The sequence below is a fragment of the Micromonospora sp. WMMA1363 genome, from assembly GCF_030345795.1.
Classification (GTDB): Bacteria; Actinomycetota; Actinomycetes; order Mycobacteriales; family Micromonosporaceae; genus Micromonospora.
On record NZ_JAUALB010000001.1, the window covers coordinates 5138120 to 5154765 of the forward strand.

Annotated in this window: 17 protein-coding genes; 15 read left to right on the forward strand and 2 right to left on the reverse strand. The window is 72.1% G+C overall.

The genetic code is table 11. The features are described 5' to 3' along the window. Positions 1 to 65: 65 nt before the first annotated feature. The 9 genes from mfd to QTQ03_RS24040 all read left to right on the forward strand — a co-directional run bounded on the left by mfd (position 66) and on the right by QTQ03_RS24040 (position 11601). Positions 66 to 3728 (forward strand): transcription-repair coupling factor, encoded by a 3663-nt coding sequence (mfd, locus tag QTQ03_RS24000; RefSeq protein WP_289280010.1) that lies wholly within the window; start codon positions 66 to 68, stop codon positions 3726 to 3728. A gap of 65 nt (positions 3729 to 3793) precedes the next feature. Next, the gene (locus QTQ03_RS24005; protein ID WP_289280011.1) at positions 3794 to 4591 is read left to right on the forward strand and encodes a hypothetical protein; all 798 of its coding nucleotides are present in this window, start codon (positions 3794 to 3796) and stop codon (positions 4589 to 4591) included. A gap of 2 nt (positions 4592 to 4593) precedes the next feature. Beyond that, a complete protein-coding gene (locus QTQ03_RS24010; RefSeq protein WP_289280012.1) occupies positions 4594 to 5583 on the forward strand; it encodes a nucleoside triphosphate pyrophosphohydrolase in 990 nt (329 codons plus the stop codon). 81 nt (positions 5584 to 5664) lie between these two features. Next, on the forward strand, positions 5665 to 7284 hold the full coding sequence (locus QTQ03_RS24015) for a DUF885 domain-containing protein (RefSeq protein ID WP_289280013.1): 1620 nt from the start codon (positions 5665 to 5667) through the stop codon (positions 7282 to 7284). Positions 7285 to 7455: 171 nt separating this feature from the next. Further along, complete coding sequence (gene eno / locus QTQ03_RS24020) at positions 7456 to 8739, forward strand: phosphopyruvate hydratase (RefSeq protein ID WP_289280014.1); 1284 nt, start codon at positions 7456 to 7458, stop codon at positions 8737 to 8739. 31 nt (positions 8740 to 8770) lie between these two features. Beyond that, positions 8771 to 9403: an FtsB family cell division protein gene (locus QTQ03_RS24025; RefSeq protein WP_289280015.1), complete on the forward strand. Its 633-nt coding sequence runs from the start codon at positions 8771 to 8773 to the stop codon at positions 9401 to 9403. Between the two features lie 37 nt (positions 9404 to 9440). Further along, positions 9441 to 9998 (forward strand): DUF501 domain-containing protein, encoded by a 558-nt coding sequence (locus tag QTQ03_RS24030; RefSeq protein WP_289280016.1) that lies wholly within the window; start codon positions 9441 to 9443, stop codon positions 9996 to 9998. Position 9999: 1 nt separating this feature from the next. Then, positions 10000 to 10512: an amino-acid N-acetyltransferase gene (locus QTQ03_RS24035; RefSeq protein ID WP_289280017.1), complete on the forward strand. Its 513-nt coding sequence runs from the start codon at positions 10000 to 10002 to the stop codon at positions 10510 to 10512. 159 nt (positions 10513 to 10671) lie between these two features. Continuing rightward, positions 10672 to 11601, forward strand: a complete 930-nt coding sequence (locus QTQ03_RS24040; RefSeq protein ID WP_289280966.1) for a Ppx/GppA phosphatase family protein — start codon at positions 10672 to 10674, stop codon at positions 11599 to 11601. A gap of 123 nt (positions 11602 to 11724) precedes the next feature. Here the strand turns inward: QTQ03_RS24040 and QTQ03_RS24045 are convergent, their stop codons facing one another. Together QTQ03_RS24045 and QTQ03_RS24050 are read right to left on the reverse strand one after the other, a co-directional pair. Further along, entirely contained in the window at positions 11725 to 11919 is a 195-nt protein-coding gene (locus tag QTQ03_RS24045; RefSeq protein ID WP_289280018.1) for a DUF397 domain-containing protein, read from the reverse strand. Then, positions 11907 to 12653: a DUF5753 domain-containing protein gene (locus QTQ03_RS24050; protein ID WP_289280019.1), complete on the reverse strand. Its 747-nt coding sequence runs from the start codon at positions 12651 to 12653 to the stop codon at positions 11907 to 11909. The genes QTQ03_RS24045 and QTQ03_RS24050 overlap by 13 nt, the downstream gene beginning before the upstream one ends. 208 nt (positions 12654 to 12861) lie before the next feature. On the opposite strand from QTQ03_RS24050, the gene QTQ03_RS24055 reads away from it, so the two are divergent. The 6 genes from QTQ03_RS24055 (at position 12862) to QTQ03_RS24080 (ending at position 16616) form a co-directional block, all read left to right on the forward strand. Further along, positions 12862 to 13083 carry a hypothetical protein gene (locus tag QTQ03_RS24055; RefSeq protein WP_289280020.1) on the forward strand — a complete coding sequence of 74 codons (222 nt, stop codon included), beginning with the start codon at positions 12862 to 12864 and terminating at the stop codon, positions 13081 to 13083. After that, positions 13083 to 13292, forward strand: coding sequence for a hypothetical protein (locus tag QTQ03_RS24060; RefSeq protein WP_289280021.1), 210 nt, complete (start codon positions 13083 to 13085; stop codon positions 13290 to 13292). Before QTQ03_RS24055 ends, QTQ03_RS24060 begins: the two co-directional genes overlap by 1 nt. 407 nt (positions 13293 to 13699) lie before the next feature. Continuing rightward, positions 13700 to 14176 carry an LppU/SCO3897 family protein gene (locus QTQ03_RS24065; RefSeq protein ID WP_289280022.1) on the forward strand — a complete coding sequence of 159 codons (477 nt, stop codon included), beginning with the start codon at positions 13700 to 13702 and terminating at the stop codon, positions 14174 to 14176. A gap of 200 nt (positions 14177 to 14376) precedes the next feature. After that, positions 14377 to 15063: a dienelactone hydrolase family protein gene (locus QTQ03_RS24070; protein WP_289280023.1), complete on the forward strand. Its 687-nt coding sequence runs from the start codon at positions 14377 to 14379 to the stop codon at positions 15061 to 15063. Next, complete coding sequence (locus QTQ03_RS24075) at positions 15056 to 15796, forward strand: uracil-DNA glycosylase (RefSeq protein ID WP_289280024.1); 741 nt, start codon at positions 15056 to 15058, stop codon at positions 15794 to 15796. The genes QTQ03_RS24070 and QTQ03_RS24075 overlap by 8 nt, the downstream gene beginning before the upstream one ends. Before the next feature lie 79 nt (positions 15797 to 15875). Next, on the forward strand, positions 15876 to 16616 hold the full coding sequence (locus QTQ03_RS24080; RefSeq protein WP_289280025.1) for a DUF4129 domain-containing protein: 741 nt from the start codon (positions 15876 to 15878) through the stop codon (positions 16614 to 16616). The last annotated feature ends 30 nt before the right edge of the window (positions 16617 to 16646 follow it).

Here is a 16646-nt window from a genome sequence, read left to right on the forward strand (position 1 = left end):
CGGTGTACCCCTCGTCCAGCCGGAACGAGGGGTGATCGTCGTGCCGCCGCCCTGGAAGTGATCATATGCTCACCGGACTCTTCGCCGCCGCTCTGGCCGACCCGGCCCTCGCCCGGGCCCGGGACCTGGCGCGATCCGGTGCGGCCCAGGTCGACGGGCTCGACCTGACCGCCCCGCCGGCGCTGCGCCCGTTCGCGGTCGCGGCCGTGGCAGCCGACCCGGACAGCGGCGACGGCGGGCTCGGGGGCGGCGCGGGCCGGCCGGTGCTCGCGGTCACCGCCACCAGCCGGGAGGCCGACGACCTCGTCTCGGGGCTGGGTAACCTGCTCCCGCCGGAACAGGTGGCTGTCTTCCCCTCCTGGGAGACGCTGCCGCACGAGCGGCTCTCCCCACGCTCCGACACGGTCGGCCGACGGCTGGCCGTGCTGCGCCGGCTGGCCCACCCCGAGTCGACCGACGCGCACGGCCGCACCGGCCCGCTGCGGGTGGTCGTCGCCCCGGTCCGCTCGCTGCTGCAACCGCAGCTCAAGGGCCTCGGCGACCTGGAGCCGGTGCGGCTGGCCGCCGGTGTCGAGGCCGATCTCGAACAGGTCTCCCGCCGACTTGCCGACCTGGCGTACGCCCGGGTCGACCTGGTCACCAAGCGCGGCGAGTTCGCGGTGCGCGGCGGCATCCTCGACGTGTTTCCGCCCACCGACGAGCACCCTTCCCGGGTTGAGTTCTGGGGCGACGAAGTCGAGGAGATCCGTACCTTCGCCGTCGCCGACCAGCGCACCATCGAGCAGGTTCCGCAGCTCTGGGCGCCGCCGTGCCGGGAACTGCTGCTGACCCCGTCGGTGCGCGAGCGCGCCGCCGTCCTCGCGCAGGAGCACCCGGAGCTGGCCGAGATCCTCGACAAGCTCGCCGAGGGCATCCCGGTCGAGGGCATGGAGTCGCTCGCCCCGGCGCTGATCGGCGTGGACTCGATGGAGCTTCTGCTGGACACCATGCCGGCCGGCACCCACGTGCTGCTCTGCGACCCGGAGCGCATCCGCACCCGGGCGCACGACCTGGTCCGGACCTCGGAGGAGTTCCTTCAGGCCAGTTGGGCCGCGGCTGCCGTGGGTGGCGCGGCCCCGGTCGACCTCGGCGCCGCCGCGTTCCGGAGCCTCGCCAACATCCGCACCGCCGCCCGCGTCCTGGACCAGCCCTGGTGGACGGTGTCGCCGTTCGGGCTGGCCGAGCCGGTCGCCGCGCCGGCGCGGCAACCGTGGGAGGACGAGCCGGTCGAGGCCGACGTCACCCCGGACGACGCGATCGCGGTGACCCTGGCGGCCCAGCCCGCGCCGCTCTACCACGGCGAGACCGCCCGGGTGGTCGAGGACCTCAAGCGCTGGGCCGGCGAGGGTTGGTCGATCGCGTTGGTCTTCGCGGGGCACGGCCCCGCCCAGCGGGCTGTCGAGGTGCTGCGCGACGCCGGCCTGGGCGCGCGGATGAGCGAGGAGGTGCCCACCGCGCCCGCCCCCGGGGAGCTGCTGGTCACCTGCGGGTCGCTGACCGGCGGCTTCGTCGACGAGGCGTCCCGGTTCGTGCTGCTCACCGGGGACGACCTCACCGGTGGCCGGGGCACCTCGACCCGGGACATGCGCAAAATGCCGAGCCGGCGGCGCAACACCATCGACCCGCTTGAGCTGAGAGCCGGCGACCACGTGGTGCACGAGCAGCACGGCATCGGCCGCTACGTCGAGCTGGTGCAGCGCACCGTCAACGGTGCCAGCCGGGAGTACCTGGTCATCGAGTACGCCCCGAGTAAGCGCGGCCAGCCCGGCGACCGGCTCTTCGTCCCCACCGACCAGCTCGACCAGCTCTCCCGCTACGTCGGCGGTGAGCAGCCCGCCCTGCACAAGATGGGTGGCTCGGACTGGCAGAAGTCCAAGGCCCGCGCCCGCAAGGCGGTCAAGGAGATCGCCGCCCAGCTGATCCAGCTCTATGCCGCCCGCAGGGCGTCCAAGGGGCACACCTTCGGGCCGGACACCCCGTGGCAGCGGGAGCTGGAGGACGCCTTCCCCTGGCAGGAGACGCCCGACCAGCTTGCCGCCATCGAGGAGGTCAAGCGGGACATGGAGCAGACCGTCCCGATGGACCGGTTGATCTGCGGCGACGTCGGGTACGGCAAGACCGAGATCGCCGTTCGCGCGGCGTTCAAGGCGGTGCAGGACGGCAAGCAGGTGGCGGTGCTGGTGCCCACCACGTTGCTGGTGCAGCAGCACTACAACACGTTCGCCGAGCGGATGAGCCAGTTCCCGGTGACCATCCGGCAGCTGTCCCGGTTCCAGACGCCGAGGGAGGCCGAGCAGACCCTGGCGATGGTCGCCGACGGCACCGCCGACATCGTCATCGGCACCCACCGGCTGCTTCAGGCGGCCACCCGGTTCAAGTCCCTCGGCCTGGTCATCGTCGACGAGGAGCAGCGCTTCGGCGTCGAGCACAAGGAACACCTGAAGGCCATGCGGGCCGCCGTCGACGTGCTCAGCATGTCGGCCACCCCGATTCCCCGGACCCTGGAGATGGCGATCACCGGCATCCGGGAGATGTCCACCATCGCCACCCCGCCGGAGGAGCGGCACCCGGTGCTCACCGCGGTCGGGGCGTACGACGAGCGGCAGGTGGCCGCCGCCGTCCACCGTGAGCTGCTCCGCGACGGTCAGGTCTTCTACCTGCACAACCGGGTCGAGTCGATCGAGCGGGCGGCGCGGAAGCTGCGCGAGCTGGTGCCCGAGGCGCGGGTCGCGGTGGCGCACGGCCAGCTGGGCGAGGAGGCCCTGGAGAAGGTGATGGTCGGCTTCTGGGAGAAGGAGTTCGACGTCCTGGTCTGCACCACGATCGTGGAGTCCGGCATCGACATCCCGAACGCCAACACCCTGATCGTGGAACGCGCCGACCTGCTCGGCCTGGCACAGCTGCACCAGATCCGCGGACGGGTGGGCCGGGGCCGGGAGCGGGCGTACGCCTACTTCCTCTACCCGCCGGACAAGCCGCTCACCGAGCACGCGCACGAGCGGTTGGCCACCATCGCCCAGCACACCGAGTTGGGCGCCGGCATGTACGTGGCGATGAAGGACCTGGAGATCCGGGGCGCCGGCAACCTGCTCGGCGGCGAGCAGTCCGGCCACATCGAGGGGGTCGGCTTCGACCTGTACGTGCGGATGGTCGGCGAGGCGGTGCAGGCGTTCAAGGGCGAGCGCCCGGAGGAGGAGGCCGAGGTCAAGGTCGACCTGCCGGTGGACGCGCACCTGCCGCACGACTACGTCGGCGTGGAACGGCTGCGGCTGGAGATGTACCGCAAGCTCGCCGAGGCTCGCGACGAGGAGCGGCTGCGCGAGGTGGTCGCCGAAATGACCGACCGGTACGGCGAGCCGCCGGCCTCGGTGCAGAACCTGGTGGCGGTGGCCCGGTTCCGGCTGCTGGCCCGCCGCTACGGACTGACCGACGTTTCCATGCAGGGCAAGCACATCCGGTTCGGCCCGCTGCCGCTGCCCGACTCGAAGCAGCTGCGGCTCAAGCGCTACCACCCGGATTCGGTCTACAAGCAGGCGCTGGACCAGGTCAGCGTGCCCCGGCCGAGCACCCGGCGAGTCGGCGGCGAGCCGCTGCGCGACCAGGCGTTGCTGGAGTGGTGTGCCCAACTGCTCAAGGATGTGCTGGGGGACCCGGAGGTGGCTCAGCCGGCCGGGGCGGGTGCCCGGTGAGCCGGGGTTCGGCGAGGCGTGGGTGGCGTCACAGCCGGGCAGGGCGGCGTGAGAGAGTGACCGGCATGCGCGCTCGCCGTCTTGTCGCCGCCGCCAGCGTCGCGGCCCTCGCTGTCAGCTCTCTCGCCGGCTGCGGCCGGTCCGCGCCTGATGTCGCCGCGTACGTGGGTGAAACCACGTACCCGCTGAGCCGCGTCGATGCCATCTACGAGGACGCCCAGTCGACGTTCGAGGAGGTGGTGCGCCAGGAGGCGGTCCGGGCGGGGGGCACCCCGTCGCCGGAGCAACTGCGTGCCGACGTGACCCGGCAGGACGTGGTCAACCTGTTGGTCAGCCTCGAGCTGGGGCGGCGGATCGTCGCGGCGAAGAACATCCAGGTGCCCGACCAGATCAGCCCGGAACAGCTCCAGCAGCAGCTGCGGGTGCCGGCCGCCGCCGAGTACACCCGGCTGTGGGGCGAGTGGGCCGACATGTCGCAGGTGCTCAGCCAGCAGCTCCCGGCGGGGGAGCTGAGCGACGATGCGGTGATGGCCGTGTACCGGGCGCTGCAGCAGCCGGCGGGGCTGGAGCCGGGCATGAGCGTGGAGCAGGTCCGGCAGCTCTTCGGTGACGGTGGCTTCGTCCGCGCTGGTGCCGCGCTCAGCGTCGCCCTCCAGGAGGAGGCGGAACGGGCGAGTACGTCGATCAACCCGCGCTACCAGCCGATCGGCGTGCCGTCCGTGGTCAGCAACGGCCAAGCGCTGATCTTCTACTCGTTGCCGTACATCGACACGGATGGCCCGGTCACCGACATCTCCACCCCCGAGCCGCTGCCGTCGGTCGAGCCGACCGGCGCCGACGCGACCGAGCCGGTCGCCGGCTGACCATGTCGGCGCGGATCGTCCTGCTGGTCACCTCGCCCCGCCTGCCAGCCGGCCTGCTCACGGCGGCCGCCTGGGACGTCGTCCGTCGGCACCCGGTGCTGACCGGGGCGGAGAGCGAGCTGGCGACGGCGCTCCGCGCGGCGGGCGCCGAGGTGACCCTGGTCGACGGCCCGGCCACCCAGGCGTTGCTGGACACGGTCGCCGCCCACGGCACCGCGGTCTGGCTCGCCGGCCCGACCGGCGACGAGTCCCTCGCCCGGGAGCTGGGCCTGCGGTTGGCACGCCAGCCGGGGCTCGCCGAGCTGGAGCTGATGTACGGCTCGTGGGATCCGCCCGGTGCCCGGTTGCTCGACGCGGTGGCGGTGATGGACCGTCTGGCCTCACCCGGCGGTGACCCGTGGAAGCGGGCGCAGACCCACCGCAGCCTCGCCGGCTTCCTGCTGGAGGAGTGTTACGAGGCGTACGACGCGATCAGCGCCGGGGACACCGACGCGTTGCGTGAGGAACTGGGGGACGTGCTGCTCCAGGTGGTGCTCCACGCCCGGCTCGCCGAGGAACGTCCCGAGGGGGAGCGGTGGACCGTCGACGACGTGGCCGGTGGCCTGGTGGACAAGATGGTCCGGCGTAACCCGCACGTCTTCGCGGGTGAGCAGGCGGGCACGCTGGAGGAGATCGAGGCTAGCTGGGAGCGGATCAAGCGGGCCGAGAAGGCACGCGACTCGGTGCTGGACGGCATCGCCATGAGCCAGCCCGCTCTCGCCCTGGCCGCCAAGATTCTCGACCGGGCCGCCCGGGTCGGCTTGGCGGTCCCACCCCCGCTGGCCGATTCGCAGGTCGACCCGGAGGCCCGTCTCGGTGCCAGCCTCCTCGCCACGGTCGCGGCGGCCCGCGAGGCGGAACTCGACCCTGAGGCGGCCCTCCGCCGCGCCACCCTGGCCTACGCCGAAGCGGTCCGGGCCGCCGAACGCGCTGCCCTGTCCGACTCGCATTGATCATTATGTGACGGGTGGGCAGGGCCCGCCACCGGCTACCTGATCGGTCGGCGGCCGGGCGGTGATCGGTAGGGTTCTCCCATGCAGGAGTTCACGGGGTTGGCCGAACGGGTCGTCGAAGCGCTGCTTGCGTCGTGGCCGGGAGTGGCCACCGCGGCGGGGGACCATCGGTACGACGACCGGTTGCCGGACCTGTCTGCTGATGCTGTCGCCGCTGACCGGGCGATGTTGCGGGACGCCGCTGACGCGTTGTCCGAGGTGGACGATGATGCTCTCGACGTCGACGACCGGGTGGACCACGCCCTGCTGACCGCCCTGGTGGACCGGGGGCTGTTCGAGTCAGACGAGATCCGTTCGCACGAGTGGGATCCGCTGCGGCACAATCCGGGCGGGCTGCTGTACGCGCTCGTCGCCCGCCCGTACGCCCCGGTCGAGGTCCGGCTGGACAGCCTGGCCGGCCGGCTGGCGGCCGTACCGGACGCCCTCGCCACCGCGCGGGCGACCTTGCGGGACATGCCGCGGATCCACGCCGAGACGGCGGTCGTCCAGTTCACCGGCACCGCGGCGCTGATCCGGGACGAGGTGCCGGTGTTGCTCGACGCGGCGCCCACCCGGCACGACCGGGTCGCGCCGGCCGCCGCCGGGGCGATCGCCGCCGTCGAGGAGTTCGTGGCGTGGCTGCGCGCCGGCCTTGCCGCCGACGCCGGGCCCGGCCGGGACCCCCGCCTGGGGCGCCGTCGCTGGGAGGCCCGGCTGTGGCACACGCTCGACACCGAGCTGGGCGCCGCCGAGATTCAGCGCCGTGCCTGGGCGAACCTGGACCGCGTCACCGAGGAGATCCGAGCGGCGGCCGTCGAGCTGGTCGGCGGCCCGGCCGACGACGAGACGGTGCGCCGGGCACTGGATCTGCTCGCCGCCGAGCACCCGGACGACCACACGATCGTCGACCTCGCCTCGATCACGCTCGACGAGGCGGCGGGTTTCGTTCGTGCCCACGACCTGGTGAGCCTGGTCGACGACTCGTGCGTGATCCAGGTGATGCCGGAGTTCGCCCGGGGCGTGGCGGCGGCGTACTGCGACTCGCCGGGCGCCCTGGAGTCGGCGGACGTGCCGACCTTCTACTGCATCGCACCCACCCCGACGGACTGGCCGGCGCACCGGGTCGAGTCGTTCTACCGCGAGTACAACGACCACATGATCCGCAACCTCACCGTGCACGAGGCGATGCCCGGACACTTCCTTCAGCTCGCGCACGCCCGTCGGCATGTCGGCAACACCCGGGTCCGGGCGCTGGCCCGGTCCGGCCCGTTCATCGAGGGCTGGGCGGTCTACGCGGAGGAGCTGATGGCCGCCCGCGGCTTCGGTGGCGTGCCGGTGCGGTTGCAGCAGCTCAAGATGCAGCTGCGGATGACCATCAACGCCCTGCTCGACCAGCTCGTGCACGGCGACGGAGTCACCGAGGAGGACGCGATGGCGCTGATGACCGGGCGCGGCTTCCAGGAGGAGGGGGAGGCCGCCGGCAAGTGGCGTCGCGCGCTGCTCACCTCGACGCAACTGTCCACGTACTTCGTTGGCTACAGCGAGGTGGCTGAGATCGCCGCGGCTCGTCCTGACGGCGTGTCCGTCCGGGACTGGCACGACGCGATGCTCGCCCACGACTGCCCACCCCCGCGCCACCTGCGCGCTCTGCTGGGGGTGTAGGGAACGGATCGGCCGGTTCGGCCACGAGGCGGTGGGCGTGGCGGCCGGCCCCGGGCGCGCCGGGCGACGCGCCGCGACCTGCCGCCGCCCGATACGCTGCGTGCAACACCTGCCCCAGCCGCACCGTCGCGGCCCACACCGGACCGGCACACACAAACGAGGAGCGACTCAGTGGCAACCATCGAGGGAATCGTCGCCCGGGAGATCCTTGACTCGCGGGGCAACCCGACGGTCGAGGTCGAGGTCGGGCTCGACGACGGCACGATCGCCCGCGCCGCGGTGCCCTCCGGCGCCTCCACGGGCGCCTTCGAGGCAATCGAGCTGCGTGACGGTGACACCGACCGCTACCAGGGCAAGGGCGTCGAGAAGGCGGTCTCGAACATCGAGGACAAGATCGTCGACGAGCTGGTCGGGTACGAGGCCAGCGAGCAGCGGCTGATCGACCAGAAGATGCTCGACGTCGACGGCACCGACAACAAGAGCGAGTTGGGGGCGAACGCGATCCTGGGCGTCTCCCTGGCCGTGGCGAAGGCGGCCGCCGGCAGCGCCGAGCTGAGCCTCTTCCGCTACCTCGGCGGGCCGAACGCGCACCTACTGCCGGTGCCGATGATGAACATCCTCAACGGCGGCGCGCACGCCGACTCCAACGTCGACATCCAGGAGTTCATGATCGCGCCGATCGGAGCGCCCAGCTTCCGCGAGGCGCTCCGCTCCGGGGCGGAGGTCTACCAGGCGCTGAAGTCGGTGTTGAAGAAGAAGGACCTGTCCACCGGGCTCGGTGACGAGGGCGGCTTCGCACCGAACCTGCCGACCAACGCCGCCGCGCTGGACCTGATCGCCGAGGCGGTCGAGAAGGCCGGCTACCGGCTTGGCACGGACATCGTCTTCGCGCTGGACGTCGCCGCGACGGAGTTCTTCGAAAACGGTACCTACACCTTCGAGGGGGCCGCGAAGTCCGCCGAGGAGATGAGCAGCTACTACACCAAGCTCGCCGACGGGTACCCGATCGTGTCGATCGAGGACCCGCTGGCGGAGGACGACTGGTCTGGCTGGCAGACGCTCACCGCGTCCCTCGGCGACCGGATCCAGATCGTCGGCGACGACTTGTTCGTCACCAACCCGCAGCGCATCGCCCGGGGCATCGCCGAGAACGCCGCCAACGCCGTCCTGGTGAAGGTCAACCAGATCGGGTCGCTCACCGAGACCCTGGACGCGGTGGACCTCGCGCATCGGGCCGGCTTCACGTGCATGATGAGCCACCGCTCCGGCGAGACGGAGGACACCACCATCGCCGACCTGGCCGTCGCCACCGGCTGTGGCCAGATCAAGACCGGCGCGCCGGCTCGCTCCGACCGGGTCGCCAAGTACAACCAGCTGCTGCGGATCGAGGAGGAACTGGCCGACGCGGCGCGGTACGCCGGGGCGGGGGCCTTCCCGCGTTACCGTTCGGCCTGACCGACGCGAGGCCTTGGGGAGGGGTGTGAGGATGCAGCAGCGCCGCACGCCGGGTGGTCAGCGTCCCGCCCGTCGGCCGGCTCGGACCGGCCGGCCGGTCCGAGCCCGTGGTGCCCGGCCGGTCGGGGAGGGCAGCGGGCGCGCCGAGTCGCGGGCGACCGCCGGTCGCGCTCCGAGCGCGGCCCGGCCCACCGAGGGCGTCCGCTCGGCGAACCGGCCGGCCGCCCGGCGGGCGGCCGGCGGCGGTGTCAAGCGGCTCTCCGCACCCCACCCCCGACACTTCACCGGGCGTGCCACCGTGCTGTTCGCGGTGCTGATCGCGCTCGCCCTGGGTTACACCTACCCAGTCCGGGTGTACCTTGACCAGCAGGCCGACATCGCCCGGATGGAGGCCGCCCAGGCGGCCCAACGGGCGGAGATCGAGAAGCTGGCCGACAAGGCCGCCAAGTGGCAGGACGAGAAGTACATCGAGGCCAAGGCTCGGGAACGGTTCTTCATGGGTCGTCCCGGCGAAAAGATCATGGTGGTGCTGCGCGACCCGGACGGTGCCGCCCGGGACGCCGGCCGGCCCGCCGGCGCGGCCGATCCGGGCGCTTCCGATCCCTGGTACGACACGCTCTGGTCGAGCGTGGCGGCCGCCAACGGAGACCGGCCCGACGCCTGAATTCCGGATGAACCGCGCCGACCGAGGAATGAGCAGCGTGACAGTCGTACCACCGCAGGAGCCGGCGGCGGCCTCCGTGCCCCTGCCGCAGCGGGAGCCGTCCACCGAGGCCGACCTGGCCGCCGTGGCCGCCCAACTCGGACGTCCACCCAGGGGGACCCGGGCGGTGGCCCACCGGTGCCCGTGCGGCCTGCCCGACGTGGTGGAGACGACGCCGCGCCTGGCTGACGGCACGCCCTTCCCGACGTTGTTCTATCTGACCTGTCCCCGCGCGACGGCCGCGTGCAGCCGGCTGGAGTCGGCCGGGCTGATGAAGGAGATGGCGGATCGGCTCGCGGAGGATCCGGAGCTGGCCGCGCACTACCGGGCCGCGCACGAGGACTACCTGGCCCGGAGGGAGTCGATCGACCAGGTGCCGGAGATCGCCGGTATCTCGGCCGGTGGGATGCCGGGCCGGGTGAAGTGCCTGCACGTGCACCTCGGGCACGCGCTCGGCGCCGGACCGGGGGTCAACCCGTTCGGCGACGAGACGCTGGGGCTGGTCGAGCCGTGGTGGGCCGCCGGGCGGTGCGTGGACGTGCCGGCGGGCGAATGAGATGACCGCCGCTGACGAGATCGTGGTGCGGCGCGCCCGGACGACCGATGTCCGTGGCATCCGACGCCTGGTCGACACGTACACGGACGACCGGCGGCTGCTGGGCAAGGCGACCGTCACGCTCTACGAGGACGTGCAGGATTTCCGGGTCGCGGTCGCGCCGGACGGCACGGTGATCGGCTGCGGGGCGCTGCACGTCCTGTGGGAGGACCTGGCCGAGATCCGTACGGTCGCCGTCGACCCGGCCTGCCGTGGCCGCAAGATCGGCCAACGGATCGTCGGCGGCCTGATCGACGAGGCCCGGGAACTCGGCGTGGCGCGGATCTTCGTGCTCACCTTCGAGACGAGCTTCTTCGGCTCGTTCGGGTTCACGGAGATCGACGGGGCGCCGGTGCCGCAGCTGGTCTACGAGCAGTTGCTGCGCTCGTACGACGAGGGTGTCGCCGAGTTCCTCGACCTGGAACGGGTCAAGCCGAACACCCTCGGCAACACTCGGATGCTGCTGCGCCTCTGACCGCCTCGCCGCCCGTCCGGGTGTGTCTGATTCCCCCGTCCCGACGCGCCTGATGATCGTTTGCTGCCGTGCCGGTCGTGTCGGACCTTCGGGGCCGGCGCGCCGTCGTCTGATCGGGCGCATCCGGCCTGCCGTAGGGTTGCGGGCGTGACGACGCGCGTGGCCGCCATCGACTGCGGGACAAACTCGGTCCGCCTGCTGGTCGCCGACCTGCCCGACCCGGGCGCGGGCCCCAACGTCCCGCTGGTCGACGTGAGCCGCCGGATGGAGATCGTCCGGTTGGGCCAGGGCGTGGACCGCACCGGCCGGCTGGCCCCGGAGGCGATCGAGCGCACCCGGGTGGCGCTCGCCAGCTACGCCGTCGAGATCGAGAAGCTGGCTGCCGAGCGGGTCCGGATGTGTGCCACCTCGGCCACCCGGGACGCCGCGAACGCCACCGACTTCCGGGTCATGGTGGAGGAAACTCTCGGCGTCTCCCCGGAGGTGGTGACCGGGGAGGAGGAGGCGCGGCTCTCCTTCACGGGCGCGGTGCGCGGGCTGCCCGCTGACGCGCGGGAGCCGTACCTGGTGGTCGACATCGGCGGCGGCTCGACCGAGTTCGTCGTCGGCACCCGCGCCGGCGGCGTCCACGCCGCGATCTCCGTGGACATCGGGTGCGTCCGGATGACCGAGCGGCACCTGCACGGTGACCCGCCCGGCGTGGACGAGATCGCCGCCGCCCGGGCGGACATCGCGGTCGCGGTGGACCGCGCGCTCGACGCGGTGCCGGGCCGGGAGGCAGCCACGCTCGTCGGGCTCGCCGGGTCGGTCACCACCGTCGTCGCGATCGCCCAGGGCCTGACGGAGTACGACCCGGACCGCATCCACCACGCGAGGGTGTCCTACGACGCCGTGGCCGACGTGACGGCCGACCTGCTGGCGAAGACCCGGGACGAGCGGCTGGCGATCCCGGTGATGCACCCGGGCCGGGCCGACGTGATCGGCGCCGGCGCCCTGGTCCTCCGGGTGATCATGGAACGTGCCGGCATGGACTCGGTGGTCGCCTCCGAGCACGACATCCTCGACGGCATCTGCTACAGCATGCCGTAGCACGTCGGTCACCGTTGCCCCCGGTGCGGCTGGCTGTGCCGGCCCTGTGAACGCGACGAAACCCCCGACCTGCCTGTGAAGGAAGGTCGAGGGTTTCCGTCGTTCGGGTAGCGCCTCGGCGGGCTACTTGCCCGCCGCGGTGAACGTGACGAAGGCCTGCCACGCCGCCGGGCCGAACACCAGCGCCGGGCCGGCCGGGTCCTTCGAGTCCCGGACGCCCACGACGCCGGGCAGGTTGTCGGCAACTTCGACGCACGCCCCACCATTGGAGCTGCTGCGGGTGCTCTTGCGCCACTGGGCGCCGGTCAAGTTAGCCATGATCGCGCTCTCAGGAATCCGATGGTCTGGTTGCGCGGAAGCGCTACCGATCTCACGGTATCCCAGACAGCCCAGAGCGGAGCAACGTCATTCGTGATGCGCCCGGCCGCCTGATCGTCCAGGTAGCCGACGTCGTCGCCGTCCGCTGTCGTGGCGATCACGAACGGTCCTGCTTGGCCGGGGTGCAAGCCTGCGTCAAGCGGTAGCACGTGCACCATGACGTTAGGTCGTTCCGCCAACGCCACAAGGTGGTCGAGCTGGGGTCCCATGACCTTTGGGTCGCCGCGGCGCAGTGCGGCCTCGTCGATCACGAAGACTGACAGTGGCGGTCGGGGGCGGTCGAATACTGCCGCCTGCCGCTGTAGCCGGGTGCCGATGTGGTGCTCGACATCGGCCACCAAAGGACCGCTGCTGAGGACGGCTCGGGCGTACTCCTCGGTTTGCAGCAGCCCCGGCAGCACGGCCGATTCATACCACCGCAGCCCGGCGGCCTCCCGTTCGATCTCTGTCCACGGCCGGAACCAGGCGGGCTCCCTTCGTCTCTGTGCGTCCGGCCAGAGGTCCTCCATGTCCCGTTTGAGGATCTCGGCCACGTGGGCACGATGTCGCGTCTGTGGTACCCGGTCCTGGCTCACCCACCGCGCCACCGTCTTCGGGTCAACCCCTACCTGAGCGGCAAGACTGTCGGCGGTCTCTCCCACCTCAGCCATTGCGATCTGGACAGCTCGATTCATCCCGCTACCCCAAAGCGATGGTCCCGAATGTCTTAGGCGCATAGTGCTACGCGGTGTTACTGCTCCACAACCCCGACGACAGTGCTCTGTAGGCGGCGCGAGCCGGTCGCGGGACCCGAACCCCACCGGTCGCGCTGTCGGGGCCGCCCCCGTCCAGGGGTGCGAGCGGGGGCGGCCCTGTCCACGTCCACCGATCGGGAGTCACGCCATGCCAACAGCCGTAGTGCGGCTACCGCAGCGACAGCGCCGGGTGGCGCTGGCGGATGCGCTGAAACCGGGGCGCCAGGTGGCAGGCCGCCGGGTGTCCGAAGGGGAACTGGAGGGGCTGCTGTCTGGTGGGCGCGCTGTCGGCCGGGCACGCGTCGGCTGTCCGCCACAGCTCGACGATGACGTTCTCGTGGCTGTGCTGGCGGGACTGCGGGCGCTGTGATGGCCGACGACACCGAACCTGGTGAGGTGCGCGCCTACCACGACCCGCATGGCGCACCGCCGGTTCCGGACGGTGACCGGGTATGCCCGCCGGCGCGGCCGTCGGACCGGCCCACGGATGCGCCGCCGGTAACGGCCAGACAAAAGGTGTTGGCGACGGCCGTGGTGCTGATCGTTGTTGCCGCCATCGTGATCAGGGTCTTGCGGTGACAGACGGGCAGCCGGGGCCGGTGACGGTTGACCGGTGGTGGCGAACCCTCGAGGAGCACAGGTCGCGCGACGGCCGCTGTCCGACGTGTCGCACCGAGAAGCGGTGTCGGACCTGGGGGGAGGCGTTCGGGGAACTGGTCGCTCACGACCTGCTTCATCTCGGAGCGCCACCACCACCGGTAGACGACCGGTCGCACGCGACGGCAGGCGGACCACAAGAAGAGGACCATGGCACTGGTGGCATGGAAGAAGCCGGATCCTGCTCAGCTCCGCCCATGCAGGAGTTCCTCCCGGGACCTGGCTGGCTTCCTGGGAAATGGCTGAACGGATGAGGCTTCCGGGGCAGCGGGCGGTGCTGATGATCGTTACGGTGTCGTCCGCACCCCGACCCCTTGGAAGGAAATTTCGTGTCAGAGCAGGTCGCACCGCCCCCCACGCCGGACGCCGCCCAGCCCGGCATCCAGGCGCCACCGCCGGTCGAGCAGCCGGCGAAGAAGTCCGGTGGCAAGAAAGCGCTCGGCATCGTCGGCGCGATCGTCGCGTTCCTGGTGATCGCCGGTCTCAAGCTCGGCGTCGCTTCGGCGATCGGGAATTTCTTCGACACGGACGCGACGGCCGACGCGAAGGCCGGCGACTGCATCGCCGAGCTGCCTGAGGTGACCGGCGCCGAGCAGGAGCGGGTCGACGGCGCCAAGGTGGTCGAGTGCACCGCCACCGACGCCGCGTTTGCGGTGGTCGGCCGGGTCGACGGCCAGACCGAGGCGCAGGCCCGCGAAGGCACGGCGTGCGACCAGTTCTTCAAGGAGGGCGAGGAGGGGTACATCTTCTCCAGCATCGAACCGGGCAAGACCGGCTACGTGCTCTGCCTGACCAAGAAGGCCTGAGCGACCCCTCGGGCGAGATCGACGGCGGCGCGGTGACCACCCGCGCCGCCGTTGTCGTACCCGAATCGACCGAGGACCGAACAGGAGGTGAATGCCACTTCTCCGCTGTCTTCCCGGCGCGGTCACGGCGTGGGAGGCTACCGGCACGTAGGACCACTGGGCGACCAGCCAACGATGACTGACCGCTAGGAGGAAGACCGATGGGTGAGATGGTGACCTACCGGAGCAACGGTGGTACGGGCGAGGGATATCTCGCGATACCGTCCGGTGGTGCGGCCAGCCCGGCGGTCATCGTCATCCAGGACTGGTGGGGCCTGGTGCCCCACGTCCGGGCGGTCGTGGACCGGTTCGCCGAATCCGGCTTCGTCGCCCTCGCCCCGGACCTTCGGCACGGCGGGCCGGCCAGCAAGCCGGACGAGTCGTGGCAGATGGTGAACAGCGTCCAGCTGGACGAGGCCGCCGCGGACGTCGCCGGCGCGGCCGACTACCTGGCCAGCCGTCGCGAGGTCGCCGGCAAGATCGGCTGTGCCGGTTTCTCCGCCGGCGCCAGCCTGGCTCTCTGGGCCGCCACCCGCACAGAGCGGATCGTGGCGACCGCCGCCTTCTATCCCCGGTTGCCCTGGGAGGGGATGCGTCCGGAGTGGACCGACTACGCGGGCAAGGCCGCGGTCATCCACTGCTCGGAGGCGGACGGTACCTCGGCCGCCGAGGGCGTGCGGACGGTCCGCCGGGCCGTCGAGACGGCCGGCGGCAGCTGCCAGACGTACGACTACCCGGGCACCGCGCACGCCTTCTTCAACGAGGACCGGCCGGAGAGCTTCGACCAGCGCGCCGCCGCCACCGCCTGGGCCCGCACCCTCGAACTCTTCCGGGCCAGGCTTGGCTGAGCCCCGTACCCCCGCAGAGGTCGCCGCCCGCGCCGGTCGGGCGACCGACCTGGCCGACCTCGACGGCGTGGTGAGCGACTGCTTTGCCTGCGCCCGGCTGGTCGCCTGGCGGGAGCAGGTCGCCCGCACCCGCCGGGCAGCCTTCCGGGACCAGGAGTACTGGGGTCGCCCGGTGCCGGGCTTCGGCGACCCGGCGGCCCGTATCGCCGTCCTCGGCCTCGCTCCCGCCGCACACGGCGGAAACCGCACCGGCCGCATCTTCACCGGCGACCGCTCGGGCGACGTCCTCTTCGCCGCCCTGCATCGGGCCGGCCTGGCGAACCAGCCGACCAGCGTCGCCGCCGACGACGGGCTGACCCTGCGGGACACCCGGATCTTCGCGGCGGTGCGCTGCGCGCCGCCGGTCAACAAGCCCACCCCGGCCGAGCGGGACACCTGCGCGCCGTGGCTGCACCGCGAGGTCACGCTGATCCGACCGACCCTGCGCGTCGTGGTCGCGCTGGGCGCGTTCGCGTGGGCCGCTTGGTGGCCGGCCCTGAACCAGGTGTATAGTGTGCGCCCGCCCAGCCCGCGACCGGCATTCACGCATGGGGCACACTGGTCCGCAACGGCCGCACCGGAGCTGCTGGGTTGCTACCACGTCAGCCAGCAGAACACCTTCACCGGGCGGCTGACACCAGAGATGCTGGACGAGGTGTTCGCCCGGGCGAAGAGACTGGCCGGGGTGAAGTAGAGGCTGCGGGGCGGTGGCGATGACGAACGGGACGCACCGGCCCGTGCGGTTCGCCTTGGCGACGGCGAGGTAGGTCGGGATGGACCTCAGCGTGCTCCGCAGGTGGTGGCCGGTCACGGCGGTCGCTCTTCTGCTCGCCGTGGCCGCGGTCACGGCCGCGCACTCGTCGCTCGGCGCCAGCCGCATCCCACCGGCCGCGGAGAACGTGCCCTTCGTGCCCGAGTATCCGACGACCGAACCGAGACCATCGATCCCGGCCGAACCGCGGGACGCGGCGGACGCGACGCGGGCCCAGATCCCGTCGTGGATCGCCACGGCGGCGCTGGTGCTGCTCGGTCTCGCCCTGGTCGCCGCGTTCGGCTACCTCGCCGTGACCCTGGCCCGGGGCGCGGTGCGACGGGTCACCCGGCGGCTCCCCGCGCAGCGGCCCGCGCGCGCTCCGGCGGCAGACACCGCCCAAGAGGTGGTCGCCGCACTCGACGCCGGTCTGGTTGACCTGGACGACGCCGACACGGACCCGCGGACGGCGGTCATCGCCTGCTGGGTGCGCCTCGAGGAGGCCGCCGCTGGTGCCGGCGTGCCCCGGCTCGCCGGGGACACCCCCACCGACCTGGTGACCCGTCTGCTGCGCGGCGACCCGGCGGCGGATGTCCCGGCCATCGCCAGCGCCGACGTGCTGGCCGAGTTCGCCCACGTCTTCCGCGAGGCGCGGTACGCGACCCGGCCCGTGGACGAGCACACCCGAGATCAGGCCCGGGCCGCCCTGCGGCGGCTCCGGGGCGAACTGGCCGGCGTCGTGCCGGCGGGGGTGGGGGAATGAGCGAGCGGATCGTCGGTCCCGGTGTCCGGG